This window comes from Zunongwangia pacifica, from assembly GCF_023499215.1.
In the GTDB taxonomy this organism is placed as follows: Bacteria; Bacteroidota; Bacteroidia; order Flavobacteriales; family Flavobacteriaceae; genus Zunongwangia; species Zunongwangia pacifica.
In genome coordinates this window covers 23895-44136 of record NZ_JAKHSK010000032.1, presented here as the reverse complement: position 1 = coordinate 44136, position 20242 = coordinate 23895, and the positions used below count along the sequence as shown (strand labels likewise).

Here is a 20242-nt window from a genome sequence, read left to right as displayed (position 1 = left end):
GAAATTCGATATAATTTTAAGTCGCATTGAGCTTGTCGAAATGTATCGACCCCATAGCGGAAGTTAGAATATAGAAAAAAGCTAAGAGAGTCTTGATTCTGTAAACAAGAAACAGGAGACAAGAATTAAGATAATTTGAAGATGTGTAGATATGAAAGTAAAAAAAACACAACTTTAAACCTTAAACTTTTCAACTTTGAACTCAATGGCGGCTAGTGATTGCGACTGAAAGGAGCAATTATATCGAAGCCATAGCGAAACCGGCACTTCGATACGTTTGCTCAACGCAAACACTCTGTGACCTAAACAGAGCGGTGGCTGAGTGGTCTGACTGAAAGGAGGAGCGTATCGAAGCCAAAGCGAAACCGGACACTTCGATACGATTTTTTCAAAATCACTCAGTGACCTATATATCGAAGCCAAAGCAGATTAAAAAATGAAGTTAATGATAAAAGGATATACCTATATTTTACTGTGCAATGATGGAAGTTACTATACAGGTAGTACTAAAAATCTTGAAAAAAGATTAAGCGAACATAATAATGGAACAGGAGTTAATTATACGGCTAAACGATTACCCGTTAGCTTACTTTATTATGAAGAATACCATCGGATTGATGATGCTTTTTATAGAGAAAAACAACTACAAGGTTGGAGCAGAAAGAAAAAGGAAGCTTTAATGAGCGGGGCAACCGAATTGTTACCGGGATTAGCAAAAAAGATTTATGTAAAGAAAAATAGTTAAGCGAAGTCGGTTACTTTGATACGATTTTTTCAAAAATCACTCCGTGACCTAAATGTATAGAAGCTTGAAATAAATAGAGAAATAAACCAAAAGCGATGCAGGAAAGCCGTTTTTCCAGATTAAACCAATATCGAAGTATGTGGGTACTTGTCTTTTTTGATTTACCAACCGAAACACGAACGGAACGCAAAGCTGCCAGCCGATTTAGAAAACAATTACTGGATGACGGTTTTGGGATGTTCCAATTTTCTATTTATTCCAGATTCTGCGCGAGTCGGGAAAATGCGGCGGCACATATTAAACGCACCAAAAATAATTTACCAAAAAAGGGAAAAGTCGCGGTGATGCAAATTACCGATAAACAATTTGGGATGATTGAGCTTTTTCACGGTAAAAAAGAAATAGCTCCTGAAGTTCCCACGCAACAACTGGAACTTTTTTAAAGCACAAATTCATTTTTCTTAGAATCATAAAAGTCTGGTCGAGCGGAGTCGATACCTCAATTATCGATCTCATTTTTTAATCCTAAAAAAGCATTTAAAACACAGAATACCAGGTATTTAAACCAGGTATCCTGTGAATCCTGCACTAAAAGTACAATTCTGAAAGCAATTCACAACTCTAATTAAGCATTATCTTTATTGTTATTCCTGTGAATCCTGCACTAAAAGTACAATTCTGAAAGCAATTCACAACAGTGGGATGGTAATACCTACACAACAGGCTCCTGTGAATCCTGCACTAAAAGTACAATTCTGAAAGCAATTCACAACATCTAAGAGTTTCATACTACTGTGGTAAACCCTGTGAATCCTGCACTAAAAGTACAATTCTGAAAGCAATTCACAACAATATTATTTGAGGTCAGAGGAGAAGCAATCCTGTGAATCCTGCACTAAAAGTACAATTCTGAAAGCAATTCACAACACCAAGCAATGTTTTATGATAGATTGGATACCTGTGAATCCTGCACTAAAAGTACAATTCTGAAAGCAATTCACAACAGGCATCACTGAAGATGCTACAAGACAACACCTGTGAATCCTGCACTAAAAGTACAATTCTGAAAGCAATTCACAACTAACTCTTGTAGGACTCTCTCACTTTCATCCCTGTGAATCCTGCACTAAAAGTACAATTCTGAAAGCAATTCACAACTGGTACCGTCAACATAAATGCTTTCTCCTCCCTGTGAATCCTGCACTAAAAGTACAATTCTGAAAGCAATTCACAACATGTGTACTCTATTGAAATGTCAAGGAAGGCCTGTGAATCCTGCACTAAAAGTACAATTCTGAAAGCAATTCACAACATGAGTTAATACAGGGTTAAGCCTCCTAGTCCTGTGAATCCTGCACTAAAAGTACAATTCTGAAAGCAATTCACAACAAATAAATCAAATGCGGGGTCGTTATCTTTCCTGTGAATCCTGCACTAAAAGTACAATTCTGAAAGCAATTCACAACTATAGGTGTGTGCTGAACTTTTACAGAAACCTGTGAATCCTGCACTAAAAGTACAATTCTGAAAGCAATTCACAACTATTTATTTTTAATTAAACAAACCTCCTATCCTGTGAATCCTGCACTAAAAGTACAATTCTGAAAGCAATTCACAACTGATTTATGGAGACATTACGGAGCTGTACTCCTGTGAATCCTGCACTAAAAGTACAATTCTGAAAGCAATTCACAACCTTCCGTTAACAGGTAATTTTTACGTTTACCCTGTGAATCCTGCACTAAAAGTACAATTCTGAAAGCAATTCACAACTATTTATTACGAAAATGTTAGCGTTAATGTCCTGTGAATCCTGCACTAAAAGTACAATTCTGAAAGCAATTCACAACAAATTGACAAAGAATCAATCCTAAAACTACCTGTGAATCCTGCACTAAAAGTACAATTCTGAAAGCAATTCACAACTAATTGAACTAAAGCGTATTTACTTTTATCCCTGTGAATCCTGCACTAAAAGTACAATTCTGAAAGCAATTCACAACACGGAAGATATTTGAATTGCGATGTAAGAGCCTGTGAATCCTGCACTAAAAGTACAATTCTGAAAGCAATTCACAACGAAGGTCAGGAGGTAATTCATCTGTTTACGCCTGTGAATCCTGCACTAAAAGTACAATTCTGAAAGCAATTCACAACATCCTCAAACCAGATTACAGCCTTCGCATTCCTGTGAATCCTGCACTAAAAGTACAATTCTGAAAGCAATTCACAACTATCTGAATAAAGAATTTCCAAAAGAAGCTCCTGTGAATCCTGCACTAAAAGTACAATTCTGAAAGCAATTCACAACTTGTTAGTGGAAATGACATAGACAACACTTCCTGTGAATCCTGCACTAAAAGTACAATTCTGAAAGCAATTCACAACTAGCATCGTTTAATCTTGCTTACATAGAAGCCTGTGAATCCTGCACTAAAAGTACAATTCTGAAAGCAATTCACAACCGTCTGCAGATGAATACGACGACATTCCTTCCTGTGAATCCTGCACTAAAAGTACAATTCTGAAAGCAATTCACAACAACTGGAACGGAACCTTAATCGCAACCTTTCCTGTGAATCCTGCACTAAAAGTACAATTCTGAAAGCAATTCACAACTATCTCAGTTCTTTCATCTGGCTTAGAAGACCTGTGAATCCTGCACTAAAAGTACAATTCTGAAAGCAATTCACAACAGGCAGGGATTGACTTGGTAAATAAAGTACCCTGTGAATCCTGCACTAAAAGTACAATTCTGAAAGCAATTCACAACAAGACCAGGGAAATACAACTGATGAACATCCTGTGAATCCTGCACTAAAAGTACAATTCTGAAAGCAATTCACAACTATTCTCGGCACCAGGTAACGATGAGAAATCCTGTGAATCCTGCACTAAAAGTACAATTCTGAAAGCAATTCACAACCAAAACGTCAGCGATTTATATTTCACCTTGCCTGTGAATCCTGCACTAAAAGTACAATTCTGAAAGCAATTCACAACAAGCACGGGTACAGGGAGTGTAACAGATGACCTGTGAATCCTGCACTAAAAGTACAATTCTGAAAGCAATTCACAACTCAGGTGTTCCTGAAAGTTATAGATGTGCGCCTGTGAATCCTGCACTAAAAGTACAATTCTGAAAGCAATTCACAACGACAATTGACCGTACCAAAAAGTATTACAACCTGTGAATCCTGCACTAAAAGTACAATTCTGAAAGCAATTCACAACAGCAACAGCAACAACACCTTTGCAGTTAACCCTGTGAATCCTGCACTAAAAGTACAATTCTGAAAGCAATTCACAACATAAACAGTGCGTTAGTTTCTGCCCAAAACCCTGTGAATCCTGCACTAAAAGTACAATTCTGAAAGCAATTCACAACTAAGTGGGCTACTACAGGTGCTTTTCCTACCTGTGAATCCTGCACTAAAAGTACAATTCTGAAAGCAATTCACAACATGCGCTTAAGGATATTGTAGAAGACGCCACCTGTGAATCCTGCACTAAAAGTACAATTCTGAAAGCAATTCACAACCCACTTTGCTAAGGATCATCAAACTTTATTCCTGTGAATCCTGCACTAAAAGTACAATTCTGAAAGCAATTCACAACCTGAACCGCCTGCATGACTTACAAAAATAACCTGTGAATCCTGCACTAAAAGTACAATTCTGAAAGCAATTCACAACTCATCATCTGTAATATTAGAAGGTGCAAAACCTGTGAATCCTGCACTAAAAGTACAATTCTGAAAGCAATTCACAACTGATAAGCTACAATCCATTCTTTAGATCGACCTGTGAATCCTGCACTAAAAGTACAATTCTGAAAGCAATTCACAACATCAAAGGAGTAGGTGTTAAATGGTATAATCCTGTGAATCCTGCACTAAAAGTACAATTCTGAAAGCAATTCACAACATTATCATTTCTAACATTTTGACGCTGTCCCCTGTGAATCCTGCACTAAAAGTACAATTCTGAAAGCAATTCACAACAACGCAAGTTCAATCTTAACGATAGTCAAACCTGTGAATCCTGCACTAAAAGTACAAATAGCTCATGGCATGCTATTGTATAAGAATTCGTGAACCAAAGGGTTTCTGAAAGCGACTTAAAAAATATTCCCCCGTCGGGGGTTAGGGGGATCTCCTGTGAACCTTGCACTAAAAGTACAAATAGCTCATGACATTCTACTATATAAGAATTCGTGAACCTAAGGGTTTCTGAAAGCGACTTAAAAAATATTCCCCCGTCGGGGGTTAGGGGGATCTCCTGTGAACCTTGCACTAAAAGTACAATTAGCTCATGACATTCTATTATATAAGAATTCGTAAACCTAAGGGTTTCTGAAAGCGATTAAAAAAAATTCCCTTCAGGTGTTGGGGGATCAACTTAAAATTTCCTGCCATTTTACTAAATAGGATTTCTTGGAAAGATCTCAAAATGACTCGTATTTTCTTTGATGACTTCAAGCTTACTAGGTCTTGAAGTTCTTGCCTTTTCCAAGGCTATTTCATAGGCTTTATCAAAATCTTTCAACTTTTCAATTGTGTCCCTGCTTTCTACAGCTAATTTCCAGTGGGCATCCTTTTTATCATACCAAAGTTGAAATTGCTTTTGTTGTAATAATCGGTGATCCCTTTTCAGTAAATGATAAATTATTTTTCCGTCGCTAAAATTACCATCAGGATAACTCATAGGTAATAAAGCGAAAAACACATAATACATCGAAAAATATAAAAACTGATAAGTAAAACTACTGGAAGCTATAAACTCGCCAGAAATCACATAAATTAAGAGTACCGCCACAAGGATATTGACCAGTACACCGCCGGAATAGATAAAGAGATTTTTCCAACGGCTACTATCATCAATATTTTCGAAGTAGCAATACCCATAATAAAAATAGTACTTTCTAATTTCAAAAACTCGGGTGTTCCATAGGATTCTTCCAGAACCAATAATAATCTTTATATTTTTTGCTCCTAAGGGTTTAGCAACGACTACATGCCCCAATTCATGGATCAACGAAACCACTGGCAGGATCACAAAAAATGCAATAAATAACTTTGGAATATCCCAAAATTCGATCATTTTGAATACTTTTTAAGGGATTGACAGGCACTTTAATTCCTAATTTTTTCAGAATTATTTATTCTGGAGGAAAATTCAGATAAAAAATTTTAGCTTTAAGCCTTAGCCTGAGCAAGATCTTCTGATTTTTTTCGTCTTTCCTTTTCCCTCTTAAGCAGATTAAGCTCTCTACTGGTTTGTCCTTTTACTGAAGAGTTCTCTTCGGCTCTCCTTAACAAATAAGGCACCACATCTTTTATGGGACCAAATGGCACCAATTTAGCAGTATTGTAACCTCTGGCGGCAAGATTATAACTTATCTGATCACTCATACCGTATAACTGACTAAACCAAACACGTGGATCGTCTTTAGCAATACCTTTATCTTCTAATATTTGCAAGGCCAGATAATTACTAATCTCGTTATGTGTACCAATAAATACCGAGAAATCGTCTAAATGATCCAGACAATACCCCATCACACTGTTAAAGTTAACATCTGTAGCCTCCTTACTTATACAAATTGGTGACTTTTTTCCTCGTTTCCTAGCGCGCTTATTTTCCTTTTCCATATAGGCGCCTCTTACGATCTTTGCACCAATCTTAAAGCCCTGCTCTTTGGCTTTGGAATGCAATTGTTTTATATACTCCAGGCGATCCCAACGGTAACATTGGAAAGTATTAAAAATTAAGGCTTCATCTTTGTTAAATTTAGCCATCATTTTTTCCATAAGAAGATCTGCAGCTTCCTGCATCCAGGATTCTTCAGCATCAGCATATAATCGTACCTTTAACTTATGCGCTTTTTCACACAAGCCCTCTACCCTTTGCTGCACTCTTTCCCATTCTTCTTTTTCTTTTTCATTTAAACTAACATGAGAGCTTACTTTATGCCATATTTTAAATCGACCTAAGGCGGTAGGCTTAAAAATAGCAAAAGGAACTTCGCTTTCTTCCCTGGCCAATTCGATAAGCTCCAATTTGACATTGTAGGCTGAATCGAACTCCGCTTCATTTTTTTTACCTTCTACCGAATAATCCAAAATACTGGATAGATTAACCTCATCCATCTGATCCATTACCGGTTTACAATCGTCTATTGTAACCCCACCACAAAACTGATCGAAAATGGTATTTTTAATGATAGGAGTAATCGGCAATTTTGCTTTTAAAGCAAATTTTGTAATTGCTATTCCTGGTTTTATCAAAGATGGTGTTCCCATTACACTAAAAAGGAGAACGGCTCTATTAATTTCCATATCAGATTTTAACCTGAAAGCCGTCGCTGTATCGTTGAAAATTTTCTCTTTTATCATAACTTAAAAATACTCCATAAGCTTACGTTTAAAAGAAGGATTAGTAAACCTTAACTTATGTTCGTCTCAGAAATAGTGATAGCGTTCATAAATTAAGCTTTTGTGACATAATAAATTAACATTTTCGATATTTCATTACAATAAGTTTATAAATCCTTTTAAAAATCAGACCTGTAAAAGGTCGAAAATCAAAAAAACAAAGAGCCAATTTTCTTTTTCCATTCAATCAGGTCAGGGACAGTACAAATAGGGGTTTTCATTTTTTCAAACACATATTAATCAGGACACTACAGGATACTTTCAGAATTATAAGACTTAAATTTGTAATAAACTTATTAAAACGACTCATAAACGAAAACGATTTCGAACAGATTTTTAATAATTCATTAAAATCAACTAAATACATACTATGTATGAAACATTATACTACGCTTTCTCTTCTCAGAATAATGTATCTTTCTTTCCTATTAATTGTCTTTTTTTCATGTGATACAGATCAGGACGTTGTGTATATTAATCAGAGAGCTGCATCTGTTGCTACAGTTAAATCTTTTGAAGCGAATCCCGGGAAAAACCGGGTGCAGGTAAAAGGTAAGGTAGATCCTGATAAAATCTCTGAAATTGAAGTATTTTGGAACGACCGCGCAGAATCATTAATCATTCCTGTTGAAACTTCTTCAGAAACCATTTCGGCTACCATTACCGGTCTTGAAGAAGGCAACTACACCTTTGAAGTGGTGGCTAAGGATAATAGCGGTAATACGTCTAATACCATTACCGCGGGAACAAGTGTTTTTGGAAGCGACTACGAAGCTGCTATTACGAACAGAGAAATAAGCTCTCAAATTTTAAGAAACACGACCTTAGACATTAACTTTAATGCTATTGACGCAACACCGGGAGCTATTGGAACGCAATTAGACTATGAGACTATTGATGGTGAATTAAAAAGTTTGTTTATTACTAAAGATATCGATCGCGTAACGATCCCCAACTTTAAGGAAGGAACTTCCTATAGCTTTAGATCGGTATTTGTACCCGCCCCAACGGCTATAGATACGTTTTATACCGGTTACACAACCGATACCCCTATTCAGTTTCCGGTATTGCAAAATGCAGCAGTACCGTTTGCGGCAGATTCTATAAGTGGCCGATGGGGTATTTTATCGGTTTGGACCACCAATGAAGCTGCTAGAAACCATGATGGTTACGGTGGCTGGGACGAATGGAATAATAATATTTTCAATATGGAATCTGGTTGGGGATCGCCGGCAATTACGAACGGAAAAATCTATCAGCAGGTAACAGCAGGTGCTGGTAATTATACCCTTAGAATCGTTTTAAGAGATACCAATCATTCTGTTGATGATGAAGGGGGCTCTTATTTTGTAGTCACAACAGCTGAAGAATTCCCAGATGTTGAAATAGTGGAAAATTCTGAAGATGTAGTAGCTTACGAAAGAACAACAGCAGCTACGCTAAACTATTCTATAAATTTTACGCTGGAGGAAACTACGGCCCTTTTAATTGGCCAGGTAAGCACGCAATGGGGAGAAACACCTGGCAGATATTGTAATATTATTTCTTGGGAAATAGTTCCCGGATCATAAACTAATCCACAGGAGATCTGGCAGCCTTTATATTCTGATGTTCGAATCAGTAGTCAGCACAATTTCCAATCTCAATTCATCTCCTTACTCTTTACTGCCAGAAACACAAAAGCACCGATATTACTCGGTGCTTTTTACTTCTCTCAAAAAGAAGATCGTAGCCTTCCCCCTAAAGACTACGACCTTCTCAAACCAAAAAATCCCCAAAAAAATCTTTATAAGTCTGAAGAAATATGGTGGTGTTCATCGATTAGTGGACCACCTTCCAAAATTTCCTGCGATGCTTTTTGTGCAAATTTTTCAAAGTTTAAGTGGAATGAATGTGCCAACTGAATTGATTTTTGAATATACACTCCTTTTTGAAGCCAGGTATTAATTGGGTTCAACATTTCTGAAGGTACACCAGCACAATATTTTGGCATATTTAATCCGAATATTGGATGCATTTCGTAATCTACATTTTCAAGATTTCCATTCAAAATCTCGGTAATCATACTACGAGTATATTTTAGTTTAATTCTTGATCCAACTCCGTAAGGGCCTCCACTCCATCCGGTGTTAATTAACCATACATTTACATTGGCTTCCTGCATTTTTTTACTTAGCATTTCGGCATAAGCTGTTGGATGCAGTGGCATAAATGGTTCTCCAAAACAAGCAGAGAATGAAGGAACGGGTTCTGTAATTCCGGCCTCGGTTCCTGCTACTTTTGCAGTATATCCTGAGATAAAGTGATAGGCCGCCTGTCCGGGAGTAAGTTTAGAAACCGGTGGCAATACGCCAAAAGCATCACAAGTTAAAAAGAAGATATTGGTAGGATTTTCACCGTAAGAATTAGGTTGAATATTATCAATATGTTCTATTGGATAACTTACTCTTGTATTTTGGGTTATACTACTGTCTAAAAAGTCGATTTCACCATCTTTATCGAAAATCACATTTTCTAACAATGCGCCTGGCTTAATGGCTCTAAAGATATCTGGCTCTTTTTCTTCAGTTAAACCAATTACTTTAGCATAGCAACCTCCTTCAAAATTAAAGATTACATTGTCTGCGGTCCATCCATGCTCGTCATCTCCAATTAATTTTCGTTCTGGATCAGCAGAAAGGGTTGTTTTCCCTGTTCCGGATAATCCAAAGAATATAGCGGTATCATCATTTTTTCCCACGTTTGCAGAACAGTGCATAGGCAATACATTCTTATCTTTTGGGAAAATTAAGTTTAAGGCTGAAAATATCCCTTTTTTCATTTCACCGGTATAGGCAGATCCTCCGATTAAAGCTATTTTTCTGGTAAAGTTTAGGATACTAAAATTGCCTTGGCGTAAACCGTATTCTGATGGATTGGGCTCTACATAACCAGGAACACAAAGTACCAACCATTCTTCTTCAAAGTTTTTAAGTTCTTCTTCATTTAGCCTTAAGAACATATTTTTTACAAAGAAGTTAGACCAGGGGTATTCGGTTATTGTTCGAACATTCATTTGATATTCAGGATAGGCGCATACATAGCCATCATGTACATAAACATCTTTTCCTGTAAGATAATTGGTTACCCTGTCATAAAGTTTATCAAAATTTTCAGGTGAGATTGGTTTATTTATTTTTCCCCACCAAACATCTTTGGTATAGTCGTCTTGTACTATAAAACGATCCTGAGGAGATCTACCTGTAAATTTACCGGTGTTAACAGCAAGGGTTCCGTTAGATGATTCTCTTCCCATGCCTTTTTCAAGGGTTATTTTTTGAAGTTCTTCACCGCTCAGGTTCCACATCACCTTATTGTCTTTTATTCCATATTTTAAAAGATCTTGCGTTTTTGGGTAGTCTAGAGAAGTACTCATGATAATTAAAAATTTAAGTGAAACATTAGTATGTCCAGAAAACTGGGTTGTATTAAGTTGTTGATATAATTCTAGTTGATTCTTGTTAATCTAAAACCAGTAATGGCTTGTCGCTATGCAGCGTTAAAATATTAGTTAGTTTACCTTGAGAAGCCTTAGGTTTCTCTAAGTGTGTTTTTGGCATGATGGCCAACATATCTGCATTGTGATTTTCTATATATTGTTTAATCCCCTCTTCTATGTCTTCATTTTCCAAGAAGGTATGGTGTGAGTAAAACATTTCTAGAAAATACTCTATGGTTTTTTCATTGATCTCGTCGTAATCTGAATAGCCTAATAAATTGGAATCTTTGTCTACGGTTAATAAGTGAACTTTTGCTTTAAAACGTCTTGCAATATCCAGTAGGGTATAGAGTACATTTCTATCTGGAATCTTTTCTTTACCCATAGTCAAAACAATTGTTTTTAGACTAAATTCTTTTGATTTTTCAGGAATTACCAACACTGGTAAATCTGCCTGTTGCACAAATTTAGAGGTGTTAGAGGTCATATTTTCCCGTTCCACTTTAGAACCTCTAGTTCCTACGATCACTAAATCTATATTTAGCTCTTCCCTTAGTTTTAAAATTACAGGGGCTAATTTACCCTGTTTTACCATGGGAATTATTTCAGGATATTCAGGTTTATCATATTCTGCAATAACCTCGTAAAGCTTTTTCTTTTCTTCATTTTCATCTTCATCTGCACCTTCTGAAAGTATACGAAGTAAATAAACGGTTACAATTGGTTTTTGTTTTGCAAATTCTACAGCGTACTTTAATGCGTTTAAAGAAGCTTTTGAAAAGTCGAAAGGGATAAGAACAGTTTTCATGATTTTTGGTTTAAAGTGAATTCCATAGATCTATTTCAATTTTTTGGGTTGTCTGTTTAAAGCACCTAACTGCGTTCTCTAAAATCGAATACAATTGGTAGTGAGTAAGATATTCTTACCGGGCGGTTACGTTGCATCCCTGGTTTCATTTGAGGTAGCATTTTTATAACCCGCTCTGCTTCTTCTTCTAAAAGAACGTTGGGTGCTCTAGACTGGATATCGGTAACTTTTCCAAACTCATTAATCTTAAAGACTACGATGATTCGGCTTATACCGTTTACTCCGGCTTCTGTTCCCACCTCGGTATTAAATTCGTTTCTCACAAACTCATCTATTTTCTCTGTCATACATTTTTTACGGGCTTCATTATCTTTAAGTGATTCACAACCCGGAAAAATGGGTACTTGTTCTACAAATACAAAGGGAACCTGTTCTACTTCTTCTTCACCATCTCCTTCTGTAATATCAGACACCTCGGCAACTTTTTCAATTTTATCATCCTGGTTACTTTCTGTAGATACGATAACATCTTCTTTGATATCCAGCTCATCATCCACGATCTCAATAACCTCTGGAATCACTGGTGGAGGTGGTGGAGGTGGAGGTGGCGGGGTATTCATTTGCGTAATAGGGATATCCACGATCATTTCTTCATCCATATCTATTGCGTAATTATCGACACTATCTTTTGTGGCGGTGCGCATTTCTAAAGCAAAATACACAGAGGACAGTATCATGATGAGACCAATTTGGAAGAAAATCACACTTCCTCTATTGAGGTCTGCTTTGGGATTTTTTTTGGTTTTCATGACGCTTGGCTTAAAATTAATATTCAGTGATTATTAAAATTTCTGGTGGTTGATCCAGTCTATTTTTTCAATCTCTACAACATCATTTTTTTACTATTCAGGGGTTTCTAAAATTCAATCATTTAAATTCCTTAATAACAAAATATCTTCTTCGTTTTTACAGTATTAAAGGTATAAACTATCTACTTAAAGAAACCTGACAAATATCAGCTTTAGCGATTTTTTTAAGATTTTATTCACATGACAAACGATTAGCGAAAATGCAATACTTCCGAAAAAATTTTGTGCTAAATAAGATCGTAATTTTGACCAAAAACATCTTTAGTGTCTAAAATACATTTATTTCAACAACTAAAAAAAGGATAATCTTTATTTAATAACATCTCCCATTAAAATTTATTTTACCAATCACCAAAAATCGATTGGCAAAATGATAAAAATCATACATTATCTATATGAATCCCCATAATTTTACTCGATAATCGAGATTAAATGCACCGGTACCGATAGCGATCAGGATTGGGATGCCTCGAAATAAAAAATAATTTTCTAATAAATGCCTTATGGACTTGTCCTGAGGTAGTTTACTTGTTAAGCACAAGGGAAAACATAAACATCCATGAAAGTTTATTTTCAAGCACTTTTGGGACTTTTTATATTACCTTTTTATGCCCAAACTTCACAGGATTCTTCAAAGTTTGCCGATCTTCAAAAAAGGATGGAACTAAAGGCATTAGTTGTAGGGCGATATGCGGCTTCTTTTGATAAAAATATCGATTTTGAAGGCCATCACTTTTCTGAAGATCCAGAAGGTGAACAGGAAATCGTAAATAATTCATTTCAAATGGAATACGTAAGGTTTGCGACCTCCTTTCATATAAATGATCGAATTTCGACATCCATTTTACTGAATCTTGCCAATTTTAATAAGGAAACTGTTTCCAGAAAAGTGCTGGAAAATGCTTTTGTTCAATATAAAGCTAATCCTTATTTAAATATTAGGCTTGGGCAGTTTAGACCCTATTTTGGTTTGGAAGATTTACATCCTTTTCAGCTAAATAATTCATATAGATGGTCTAACCAGTATTTCTTATTTGGCCAGAATGCCTGGCAAAGTTTTCAGATAGGTGCTGCTGTTTATGGGGAATTAACTAAAAATAATATTCCTCTTAAATATTATTTTACGGTTTATAATGGAAATAACCGCAATCAAACTCAGGATAACGATAATAATAAGAATTATAGCTTGCGATTTGAGTATGTGCCGTCACCGATTGTTCAAATTGGAATAAACGGGGCTATTACTAATCGATATCACCAAAATGCCAATGCCTATGGTGCCGATTTAAAAATTAATTACCCTATAAGCCCGTCTTGGGAGATTGATGCCCATATTGAATATAAAAAAGGGACTAACTTTATTGCGTATAATCATGCGATAAATACAGATACTCCTTTAAAGAACCTGCAGTTAAATGATTTTTATATGGAAGGGATTTATAATCTTTTAAGGGTTAAAAAGTTTATTAATAATCCTTATTTAAAAGCATTAGAATTTAGCATCAGGCAGGAATATTTAGATACTAATAGTCAGGTTCACGGTGATATCTTACGTTCGCACATTCCCATGTTTAGTTTGGTACTGGCCGGGGATTATAACGCTAAATTATCTTTTGTAGGCGTGTTTTATGATTATCAAACCAATATCCCTGATACGTCACAGTACGATTCTAACCGCGCACTTATCCAATTTCAGGTAGCGTTTTAATCATTTAAAATATCACGAACCAGAAAAAACTGCATTGATAGTTAACGAATATCAATGCAATTCTTCCATAAGATTTTCATAGGTAATTGGCTTTTGATGCTCCTCATGCTCTGAAGTATACAAAATATTTACCCGTATTGCTTTAAGACCAATAACGCCCTGTACATCTTCTAATTCTAAAAGTTCGAGCTCTTCTCCCAGATAACTCTTGGCCTGTAGATATCTTACGTATCGCAGGTACTCTTTTTCATCAGATTTTTGGGAATAAATAATAACGATTTTACCTTTTTGGGTAATACGCTCTTCAGTATCTTTAATAAAAGCTTTATCAATTCGTTTTTTAATGATTTCGTAACGTGCATTATAGGTTCCGTCTACATCAAATTTCTTCTCATCCATTCGATATCGAATAGAAAGCGTAGTATTATATACTAAAATTAACGATGCCGCATCTAAATGCATAGGTGTAGATTGCTGTAGATGATAGAATCTATTTTCCATCTCTACCATCGTTTTAATTTGCCACAACCTTAAATTAAAAAGATAAACTTTATTAAAAGGCTTATTTTTTGTGAGTGAAGGCCCTATGTACATATTATGGTCTACACCATCGGTTTTATAACGCTCAAAATAATGCGGATAGATTTTTTGCGCTTCCAGTTGCCGCTTATCTAAAAATCTAGACATGGTACGGTTTATTTGCTGTACCGTATCATCATAATCTTTGCGATGGTTATAAATAATACCGGTTTCGGGATTTAGCATTGAACGATAATTGGCTACCATTTCCCTTATTTCTTCGCTTTGCTTTTCTAAGTGTTCCATTAAAGGATTCACTTCTCTTTGTAAAAGTCCGAATATCTTTTGTTCGCTGCTGGCATTCAGGCTTTCCTCAATATCTGTTCTAAACTCTTTTACCCTAAAATTCACCTGCTCATAAATGGGTAACTCTTCAATTTCATAGGCTTTATCGATAATTTCCAGAATAATATCTAATTGATAAAGCAAATCTTTTTGAATAGATTCATTCCTGGCATCGCTACTGGCCACAATATCTATTTGTCCGTACAACGGATAGACATCTTTAAACACAATATCTTTAAATGAAGCCAACCCGTCACTATCGTAATCATTTATAAATTTACGTGCTTCGCGCTCAAAAACCCATAGCACACTAGGATGTATAGAGGTGCATTCACTTTGTATTACCGCCTTTATACGATTTTCGAAGTCATTTCTATTACGCTCGGACACTGTGATGATATAAGGCAAAATTTCGTCTAATTTCATCGCATTTATGCGATTAAGAACATTTTTATGATTGGCAACAAGTTCTAAAATCCCCACCAAATTTCCATTCTTTGCCAGTGGTGCCAGGATACAGCTTTTTACACCATTAGCCAGTAAATTTCGTGCTAAAAGATTATCATTTTCTTTTGCATACGCTTCTACATTAGGAATACTAAACTTTTTATTCTTCTCTATAAGGTTATTAAAACTCTGCTCGCAAATTCCGGTTTTACAATCGCTTTCCAATTCTTCATTAAGGATAAAGCTATTCGCTTCCATCTTCGTTTCTTTTTCAAAAGTTTTATCCCCTGCGTTGTACGCTGTAAAACCTACTCTTAGATCTGGAATCTTATAAATAGATCTAAAAATACGCTGTAGTTTATCTAATTCTTCCTTTTCTGCCGTCTTTTGGAACAGTAAAGCTGTTTTAAGTTCAGATATAGCGTCTTCAATGGTGACATCGGTAAGGTTTACAATAACAAACCCTTTAAAAACCCAACTACCGGGCGGAAACTTTTCTTTCCATAAATCGATATTTTCAACATCCTTTAGTAAATCATCTACATCTTTCTGGGTTACTTCCCTCGTGTTTTCTTTAGGATATAATTCTACAAAATCGCCATTTAAATTTGCCCTGTAATGTTTTTCAATTCCGTTTTCATCGGGTATATCATAATAAGGTGGCCGCGAAAAATCAATATTAAAATCGTAATAATTATTAAGAATATTAATGCAGGCATTGATGTATGCCGAATTGTTATCGATCTCCCGCATTTTAGGCTTAAAATCCTTACCAGCAGCCTCAATAATATTCTTTAGCCGGTTAGAGTGATTAAAAAGAAGGTTATGATAAGGGATAGATACTGCCTTAATTTCGTTATTGCTCAACACGTTTGGAAAAAGATCGTCCAATAAAATTTTTATGGGCTCTTTATACGCCTCTATATCTTTAATGTCCTGTATACCTTCTACAAGCTTAGGATAATCCTTTACATATTCTAATAAGCTTTCTATATATTTTTTGGCAATAGGGTTCTCTTCAACTTTTAGCCGATCTTCGTATTGCTCTACTACTTTGTGAAAGCTAATTGTTATATCCAGAGGAAAATCCTGCTTCTGATCTTTCATTTTATCTTAATTATTGGGCCGTAAATTATTCTAAAATAGTATACGAGTTTAAATTACAAAACTTTTGCAAGAATCACACCGCTTTCAGCGTCCAGTTCATTACTTTTGCACAAAATTAATATTTAATCATGCGAAAATTAATAGGAATAGCTAGTTTATTGGTTATACTAACCGGATGCGAAAAAGATCAGGGGTTTTCAATCTCAGGAAAGGCTGAAGGAATTGAGAATGGTAAAAAGGTTTATTTTTCTGAATTAAAGGAGTTAAATCAACGCCCAGAAAGAATCGATTCTGCCACTATCGAAAATGGTAAATTTAAAGCCGACTTTGCCGATGTAGAAAGTCCTAATTTAGGTTATCTTGAAGTTGAAGGTATTAACGGTATGGTTCTTTTCATTACCGAAAACGAAAATATCGACTTCACTTTATATAAAGACAGTATACAAGCCTCTAAGAAAAAAGGTGGAAAACAAAATGAGCTTCTAAACGAATACATGGAAAATATGCAATCCATAAATAAAGAAGTTAGTAGTCTTAGAATGGAAATGCAAGCTGCGTATCAAAGTAAGGATTCTACGAAACTAGAAACTTTACAGAATACGCAAACAGAAATTATGGATAACGATAAGGTATTCAAAAAACAAATTGCTAAAGAAAATAAAGATGCATTTGTATCGGTTATGGCACTTGTAGACCTTTTAAGAATGCCCGGTATCTCTGTTAAAGAACTTAAAGAAATATATGATTCTTTAAACGAAGAAGTTAAGAATACGGCACTTGGCGCTATGTTAGGAAAGCAATTAGAATCGATGACGGCTACAGAAATTGGTAGCAAAGCTCCAGATTTTAGTGGTCCAACACCTGAAGGTGAAGAACTTGCTTTAGCTGATGCTTTGGGAAAAGTAACCATTATCGATTTTTGGGCGGCATGGTGTAAGCCTTGTAGAAAAGAAAATCCAAACGTGGTAAAAGTGTATAATAAATACCATGATAAAGGGCTAAACATTATTAGTGTTTCTTTAGACAAGCCTAACGAAAAAGATAAATGGCTGGAAGCTATTGAGGCTGATGGTCTTGTTTGGAACCATGTATCGAACCTTAAATTTTGGGATGATCCTATTGCTAAAAAATACGGAATTCGTGCTATCCCCGCTACTTTTATCTTAGATGAAAACGGCGTAATCGTAGATCGCGATGTACGTGGTGAAGAAGCTTTAGATAAACGGATAGGAGAACTTTTAGAAGATGCTAAATAATTGTTTCTGAAAATATCAAACATCAAAAATCCCCGGCAAGCCGGGGATTTTTTCATTTAACTAATTAAATATCTGAAGCAACTTCAAATTAAAATAACTGGAAACTTATATTTACATTTACACCAATTTCCATCTCTCCGGGAGCTATGGTTTGTTGATCGGCTCGTGAAGATTTCATTTCAGCCATTTGCATTACAGGATAAATATTCCCACCATTTTCAGAGATCATTACCGCTTTACCAACTTTTTGATCTAAAGCTTCTACTAAATCCTCTGCCTTTTGTTTTGCATCTAAAACCGCTTTTTTTCGGGCTTCTTTTTGATATTCTTCAATTTTAGAAGAAGAAAATTCCACGCCGTTAATTCGGTTTAGGCCATTCTTCAATAATCCCTGCATGATTTTTTCGTAATTCTTTAAATCGTCAAGTTTTATTGAGATCGACTGATTCGCTACATAAGTTTCTTCTTTGGTATTATAATCGGTGCGCTTATTCAGGTTCATATATTCCGTTTGAATATTCTTTTCAGGCACACCCTGAGATTTTAAATATTTAAAGATACTATTGGCTATTTTATCATTTTCCTTTTTTACGTCTGTAGGGTCTAAACCTTCCGTTTCAATTCTGGAATTAATAGTTACCTGATCTGGAACAACCATAACTTTTCCTTCTCCGGTTACCGTAACCGTATTTCTTTCAGTCGAATTTTGGGCAGTTAAACCCGCGCTGGTCACAATTGCCAGTAATAGCACTAACTTTTTCATAAGATTGGTTTTTATTATTTAGAAGATGTATTCCAAATACAATACCAAACTATATTTTCCCGCTACGATGAAGTACAAATAAAATAACAATAGGTACTGCCAAAAGGATAACCATCATAAGATGAGCTTCTAACACGTAAGGTGCTAAAATAATTGTTGATAAATATCCTCCAACCGCACCGCCAAAGTGAGCATCGTGACCAATACTATCCCTCCTACTCTTCATGCCATAAATCGTATACAACAAATAACCAATACCAAACAAATAAGCGGGAATTGGGATAATAAAAAACAATCCAAGCATCATATCTGGATTTAGTAAAATGGCCGAATATAAAATGCCCATTACCGCCCCACTGGCGCCAACAGCAGTATAATTCCATTCATTTTTATGAAAATAAAGGGAAAGTAAATTACCCAATATTAAGCTAATCACATAGACCACTAGAAACTTTACCGTTCCTAAAAAAAATAGCACCGCATCTGCGAAAAAGTAAAGGGTAAGCATATTCACAAATAAATGGGCATGATCTATATGCAGAAAACCTGAAGTTAAGATCTGGTATTTTTTACCACTTCTAATATCAGCGATATTAAATTTATACTTGTGGAAAAACTCTGGATCATTAAAGCCCTTAAAAGAAATAATCACGTTTGCCGCGATAATGATGATCGTCACCAATTCTAAATTGCCCATACCTGTTGCTGTTTAAATTCAAATATACCATATATTTGCTGAAAGTTTTTTTATGCAGGGATTTGTTTTCTGGCTGGTTTATCCTCTACTTTGGTTAATTTCTATTTTACCGTTTCGCCTTTTTTATTTCTTCTCAGACCTTATCTATATTTTGGTCTATTATATTATTGGTTACCGCAAAAAAACCGTTGAAAAAAACCTGAAACTGGCTTTTCCCGAAAAACCTGAAAGTGAACTCAATAGCATCAAAAAGAAATTTTATCATCACATGTGTGATATGTTTTTAGAGATGGTAAAAACGCTGACAATTTCTGAAGCCCAGTTAAAAAAGCGCTTTGTTTTTACCCATCCTGAAGATATCGAGACGGTAAACAATCTGGGAAAAGGTGTTTTGGTGATGTGCGGACATTATGCCAGTTATGAATGGATGATCTCTATGGAATTGTATGGACTAAAACTAAAAGGACACGGAATTTATAAACGTATTCGAAATAAACATTTTGATAAACTCATTAAAGATATCCGCGGAAAATTTAATACCGAAATGATCGAATCTCATCGTGTGGTAAGCATTGTTGCGCGGCATCAGAAAAATCACTTAAACGGAATCTACGGAATGATCGCCGATCAAACCCCAAAAAGGGCAAATTATAAGTTCTGGACCGATTTTATGGGAATTAAAGTTCCGTTTTTTACAGGATCTGAAAAGCTGGCAAGAGATTTCGATATGCCGGTATATTATCTGGAGGTCGAAAAAGTAAAACGAGGATTCTACCAGGCACGGTTAAAAAAGATTACCGATAATCCACAATCTGAACCTGAATTTTTTATCACCACTTCGTTTCGTGATCGATTAGAAGCACAAATCAATGCACACCCCCAATATTACCTTTGGACGCATAAACGCTTTAAACATCGTAACGCTCCTATCCCAGAGAATGCGGTAGTTCGCTAAATGCGAAGTTTACAGTGAACAGTAGCAGTATGCAGTGATCAATTAGCAATAAACAGTAAACAATGATCAAAAAATGTCATTTCACCGCTGCCTTAAAAACAGACGATCT

14 protein-coding genes and 1 CRISPR repeat array are annotated in these 20242 nt (G+C 35.6%); of the genes, 6 read left to right on the top strand and 8 right to left on the bottom strand.

The window, feature by feature from the left end; all coding sequences use genetic code 11:
• The first annotated feature begins 436 nt into the window (after positions 1 to 436).
• Together L1967_RS17530 and cas2 are read left to right on the top strand one after the other, a co-directional pair.
• Positions 437 to 745, top strand: coding sequence for a GIY-YIG nuclease family protein (locus tag L1967_RS17530; protein WP_338063555.1), 309 nt, complete (start codon positions 437 to 439; stop codon positions 743 to 745).
• Between the two features lie 95 nt (positions 746 to 840).
• A complete protein-coding gene (cas2, locus tag L1967_RS17525) occupies positions 841 to 1188 on the top strand; it encodes a CRISPR-associated endonuclease Cas2 (protein ID WP_249602803.1) in 348 nt (115 codons plus the stop codon).
• A 130-nt stretch (positions 1189 to 1318) separates the two neighbouring features.
• A CRISPR array of direct repeats spans positions 1319 to 4748; the repeat unit is 47 nt; unit sequence CCTGTGAATCCTGCACTAAAAGTACAATTCTGAAAGCAATTCACAAC.
• Positions 4749 to 5166: 418 nt separating this feature from the next.
• On the opposite strand, the gene L1967_RS17520 is transcribed toward cas2, so the two are convergent.
• Both L1967_RS17520 and L1967_RS17515 read right to left on the bottom strand, forming a co-directional pair.
• Positions 5167 to 5847 carry a M50 family metallopeptidase gene (locus L1967_RS17520; RefSeq protein WP_249602802.1) on the bottom strand — a complete coding sequence of 227 codons (681 nt, stop codon included), beginning with the start codon at positions 5845 to 5847 and terminating at the stop codon, positions 5167 to 5169.
• A 95-nt stretch (positions 5848 to 5942) separates the two neighbouring features.
• Positions 5943 to 7142: a proline dehydrogenase family protein gene (locus tag L1967_RS17515; protein ID WP_249602801.1), complete on the bottom strand. Its 1200-nt coding sequence runs from the start codon at positions 7140 to 7142 to the stop codon at positions 5943 to 5945.
• Between the two features lie 413 nt (positions 7143 to 7555).
• Here L1967_RS17515 and L1967_RS17510 point away from each other — a divergent pair, with 413 nt between their 5' ends.
• Positions 7556 to 8752: a DUF4998 domain-containing protein gene (locus L1967_RS17510; protein ID WP_249602800.1), complete on the top strand. Its 1197-nt coding sequence runs from the start codon at positions 7556 to 7558 to the stop codon at positions 8750 to 8752.
• 215 nt (positions 8753 to 8967) lie between these two features.
• Here L1967_RS17510 and pckA read toward each other — a convergent pair whose 3' ends face one another.
• The 3 genes from pckA to L1967_RS17495 all read right to left on the bottom strand — a co-directional run bounded on the left by pckA (position 8968) and on the right by L1967_RS17495 (position 12276).
• Positions 8968 to 10596, bottom strand: coding sequence for a phosphoenolpyruvate carboxykinase (ATP) (gene pckA / locus L1967_RS17505; RefSeq protein ID WP_249602799.1), 1629 nt, complete (start codon positions 10594 to 10596; stop codon positions 8968 to 8970).
• Positions 10597 to 10681: 85 nt separating this feature from the next.
• Complete coding sequence (locus L1967_RS17500) at positions 10682 to 11467, bottom strand: universal stress protein (RefSeq protein ID WP_249602798.1); 786 nt, start codon at positions 11465 to 11467, stop codon at positions 10682 to 10684.
• Positions 11468 to 11532: 65 nt separating this feature from the next.
• Positions 11533 to 12276 carry an energy transducer TonB gene (locus L1967_RS17495; protein ID WP_249602797.1) on the bottom strand — a complete coding sequence of 248 codons (744 nt, stop codon included), beginning with the start codon at positions 12274 to 12276 and terminating at the stop codon, positions 11533 to 11535.
• Positions 12277 to 12895: 619 nt separating this feature from the next.
• On the opposite strand from L1967_RS17495, the gene L1967_RS17490 reads away from it, so the two are divergent.
• The gene (locus L1967_RS17490) at positions 12896 to 14044 is read left to right on the top strand and encodes a porin (RefSeq protein WP_249602796.1); all 1149 of its coding nucleotides are present in this window, start codon (positions 12896 to 12898) and stop codon (positions 14042 to 14044) included.
• A gap of 51 nt (positions 14045 to 14095) precedes the next feature.
• Here the strand turns inward: L1967_RS17490 and L1967_RS17485 are convergent, their stop codons facing one another.
• Positions 14096 to 16462: a GAF domain-containing protein gene (locus tag L1967_RS17485; RefSeq protein WP_249602795.1), complete on the bottom strand. Its 2367-nt coding sequence runs from the start codon at positions 16460 to 16462 to the stop codon at positions 14096 to 14098.
• Positions 16463 to 16590: 128 nt separating this feature from the next.
• Between L1967_RS17485 and L1967_RS17480 the strand changes: the two genes are divergently transcribed.
• Entirely contained in the window at positions 16591 to 17718 is a 1128-nt protein-coding gene (locus tag L1967_RS17480; protein ID WP_249602794.1) for a TlpA disulfide reductase family protein, read from the top strand.
• Between the two features lie 88 nt (positions 17719 to 17806).
• Here the strand turns inward: L1967_RS17480 and L1967_RS17475 are convergent, their stop codons facing one another.
• Positions 17807 to 18481, bottom strand: a complete 675-nt coding sequence (locus tag L1967_RS17475) for an SIMPL domain-containing protein (RefSeq protein WP_249602793.1) — start codon at positions 18479 to 18481, stop codon at positions 17807 to 17809.
• 49 nt (positions 18482 to 18530) lie between these two features.
• Complete coding sequence (locus tag L1967_RS17470; protein ID WP_249602792.1) at positions 18531 to 19178, bottom strand: rhomboid family intramembrane serine protease; 648 nt, start codon at positions 19176 to 19178, stop codon at positions 18531 to 18533.
• 52 nt (positions 19179 to 19230) lie between these two features.
• Between L1967_RS17470 and L1967_RS17465 the strand changes: the two genes are divergently transcribed.
• The gene (locus L1967_RS17465) at positions 19231 to 20133 is read left to right on the top strand and encodes a lysophospholipid acyltransferase family protein (RefSeq protein WP_249602791.1); all 903 of its coding nucleotides are present in this window, start codon (positions 19231 to 19233) and stop codon (positions 20131 to 20133) included.
• Positions 20134 to 20242: the final 109 nt, after the last annotated feature.